2 protein-coding genes and 2 pseudogenes are annotated in these 3,203 nt (G+C 74.8%); 1 reads left to right on the forward strand and 3 read right to left on the reverse strand.

Translation table 11 applies throughout. From position 1 onward, the window contains the following. The 3 genes and pseudogenes from GA0115240_RS14285 to GA0115240_RS14295 form a co-directional block, all read right to left on the reverse strand. The coding region (locus tag GA0115240_RS14285) for a sensor histidine kinase (RefSeq protein WP_161302208.1) at positions 1 to 893 on the reverse strand (893 nt) is incomplete at its 3' end. A gap of 87 nt (positions 894 to 980) precedes the next feature. Continuing rightward, positions 981 to 1,815: pseudogene (locus tag GA0115240_RS14290) on the reverse strand (ABC transporter permease). Beyond that, entirely contained in the window at positions 1,812 to 2,825 is a 1,014-nt protein-coding gene (locus tag GA0115240_RS14295) for an ATP-binding cassette domain-containing protein (RefSeq protein ID WP_093737055.1), read from the reverse strand. Before GA0115240_RS14295 ends, GA0115240_RS14290 begins: the two are co-directional and overlap by 4 nt. Before the next feature lie 237 nt (positions 2,826 to 3,062). Between GA0115240_RS14295 and GA0115240_RS38115 the strand changes: the two are divergent. After that, positions 3,063 to 3,203 (forward strand): annotated as a pseudogene (locus GA0115240_RS38115) (DNA mismatch repair protein MutT); the annotation flags it as partial.

A 3,203-nucleotide genomic window follows, 5' to 3' on the forward strand; every position in this document is an offset into this window, starting at 1 on the left:
GGCTGCGGGGCCAGTTCGGCCGGGGCGGGGCGCGCCGGCGGCGGGCCGGGACGGGACGGGTGCTCGCGCAGGGCGGCCAGGGTGCGGCGCAGTTCGCCCAGGGCCTGCCGCCCGGTGCCGGCGATGACCTGGAGGGCTTCGGCGCTGCGTTCGGGGGCGGTGGCGGCCAGCGAGGCGCCGCCGTCGGCCAGGCCGATCATGACGGCGAGGCTGTGGCCGACGATGTCGTGCATCTCGCGGGACACCCGGCCGCGCTCGGCGCTGATGGCCAGCTGGATCCGCTGCTCGCGTTCGGTCTCCAGCCGCGCCGCGCGATCGGCCGTCGCCGCGATCTGCGCCTGCCGGATCCGCACCGCCAGGCCCAGCGCCACGGCCGCGGTCGCGGTGCCGCACACGAAGAACAGGCTGAGCAGCGGCTCGCTGATCACCGCGACCCGCAGCACCAGGACGGTGGCCGCCGCCACGGTGGCCGCGGCGGCCCACGGCAGCCGCGGCCGGCGGGCGTAGCGGGCCAGCGAGTAGAGGGCGACCAGCACGCTCAGGTCGCTGTGCAGCAGCACGCCCAGCGACCATTGCGCGGTGCAGACCGCCAGCACGGCGCAGAAGACGGCGCCGGGGGCCCGGCGCCGCCACAGCAGCGGCAGTGCCAGGCCCGCGATGAGCGCCAGCGCGGCCGGCAGCGGGATGCCGTGCAGACCGTGGAAGGGGTTGTCCCGGTCCTTGACCAGCACGTCGGCCAGGCCGAGCAGTGCCACCACCGCGGCGACGAGCGCGTCCAGCCGGCGCGGATACGCCTGGTCGCAGCGGCGCATCCGCTGGGTGAAGCCCACCCACCGCTGGGCCAGCGGATGCACCGACAGCGGATCGAACGGGAGGGCGGGGCTGCGCGTCACGGAGCTGGTACCTGCTGTCTGCGAGGGACGGAGGCCGTCTGCCCCGACTCTAGAGCCGCGGCGCCGCCGTCCGGCGGTTCGATGGCCTCACACGTCGCTGCGGCGCAGCCGGTACGCGGCCGCGGCCAGCAGCAGGGCCGCCCATCCGGCGAAGACCGCCAGGCCCGCGCCGGGGCTGAGGGTGCCGGAGGCGCGGGTGAGGGCGAAGACGGCGCCTCCGGCGTTGCCGGGCACGTACGGGCCGACGGAGTCGCTGATCGAGTTCGGCAGCAGCTTGACCAGTTCGCCCAGCAGCAGCACACCGAGGACGTAGGCGCCGATGCCGCCCGCCACCGAGCGCAGCAGCATGCCCAGCGCGGCGGCCATCACGCCGGCCAGCGCGAGGTAGACGCCCGCGCCGAGCAGGCTGCGGACGACCCCGGGTGAGGACAGCTGGAGGGCGATCGCCGATCCGGACAGCGCGCTTCGTCCGATCAGGAACGCCGCGAAGGCCGCCGCGGTGAGCGGGACCAGCACCACCACGAAGTAGACCGCCGCCTTCGCCCACAGCACCGGCAGCCGGCGCGGGACGGCGGCCAGGGTGGAGCGGATCATGCCGGTGGAGTACTCCCCCGCCGTGATCAGCACCCCGAGGACCCCCGATGGCGAGCTGGGTGAAGTTCATCCCGCCCAGTGCCAGGCCCACCGCGTCGTGGGCGTCGCCGCCGGGGCCCCTGATGGTGCCGTCCGGGGTGTAGCTGGCGGAGGCGATCCAGCCGAAGGCGATGAGCGCCAGCAGCGAGACGCCCAGCGTGATCCAGGTGGACCGCAGGGACCACAGCTTGGACCACTCCGCGCGCAGCACGCGCCGGCCGGTGACCCGGTAGGCGGGCCGCTCCTCGACGACGGCGCCGAGGGGGGGATGGTGCACGCCGACACTCATGCCGCGCTCCTTTCGCCGCGACCGATGAGGCCGCTGTCGGAACCGTCCGGACCGTCGGGACCCCCGGTGCCTCCGGGGGCCTCCGGCGGCCGGGGCCGGACGCCGCTGGTGCTGTGGTACTCGACCGAGTCGCGGGTCAGGTTCATGAAGGCCTCCTCCAGGGAGACCGACCGGGCCGACAGCTCGTAGACGGTGATGCCGTGCTCGGCGGCGGCGATGCCGATCTCGCGGGCGGTCAGCCCGGTGACGTGCAGGGTTTCGGTGCCGGTGCTGCCGGTGATGTCCACGCCCGGTCCGAGCAGCGCCGCGCGCAGCCGCGCCGGGTCGGAGCTGGCGACGACCACGCTGTTCCCGCCGGCCTCCTGCACGAAGCGGGCCACGGTGGTGTCGGCCAGCAGCCTGCCGCGGCCGACGATGACCAGGTTCTGCGCGGTCAGGGCCATCTCGCTCATCAGGTGGGAGGAGACGAAGACGGTCCGGCCCTCGGCGGCGAGCCCGGTGAGCAGGTTGCGGATCCACAGCACGCCCTCGGGGTCGAGACCGTTGACCGGCTCGTCCAGCAGGACGGTCCGCGGGTCGCCCAGCAGCGCCGCGGCGATGCCCAGACGCTGGCCCATGCCGAGCGAGAACGCGCCGGCCCGCTTCCCGGCGACCTCGCTCAGCCCGGCGATGCCGATGACCTCCTCCACCCGGCGCATCGGGATGCCGTGGGTGAGGGCCAGCGCCTTCAGGTGTCCGAAGGCGGAGCGCCCGGGGTGGATGGACTTCGCCTCCAGCAGGGCGCCGACTTCCCGCAGCGGCGCGCGGTGCTCGGCGTAGTGCTTGCCGTTGACGCGGACGCTGCCGCTGGTGGGTGCGTCCAGGCCGACGACGGTGCGCATGGTGGTGGACTTCCCGGCGCCGTTGGGGCCCAGGAATCCGGTCACCGTGCCGGGCCGGACGGTGATGTCCAGGTCGTCGACGGCGGTCTTGTCCCCGTAGCGCTTGACCAGGTGGCTGATCTCGATCATGGCTGTGTCCTCGGTCCCTCGGGGGTGCTTCCGGTACGCGGGCCCCCGGACGGATCTTCCGGTGCCCTGTGACGACCGTACGGTCGCCGAGCCGCCGCGGCGCGGTACCACGGAGCGCAGTCGCCGGTCGGCGGGCAGTACCGCGGTACTGCCCGCCGACCGACTCCAGGAGGACCGGGGGCGGGCGGCGGGCGCCCGCGACGGGCCGCGGTCGCCTTCGGCGGGCAGACTGGGCGGGTGGCGGACAGGCGCAGTGCTGGAATTCTTCTCTTTCGCCGGGCCGGCGGTACCGACGGCGGGCTCGAGGTGCTGCTCGGGCACATGGGCGGGCCCTTCTGGGCCCGCCGGGACGCGGGCGCGTGGAGCGTGATCAAGGGC

The organism is Streptomyces sp. DvalAA-14 (genome assembly GCF_900091855.1).
Lineage (GTDB): Bacteria > Actinomycetota > Actinomycetes > Streptomycetales > Streptomycetaceae > Actinacidiphila.

Bases quoted from the DNA above. Each gene is read 5' to 3' on its own strand.
- GA0115240_RS14295 (WP_093737055.1), bottom strand. From the start codon at position 2,825: ATGATCGAGATCAGCCACCTGGTCAAGCGCTACGGGGACAAGACCGCC.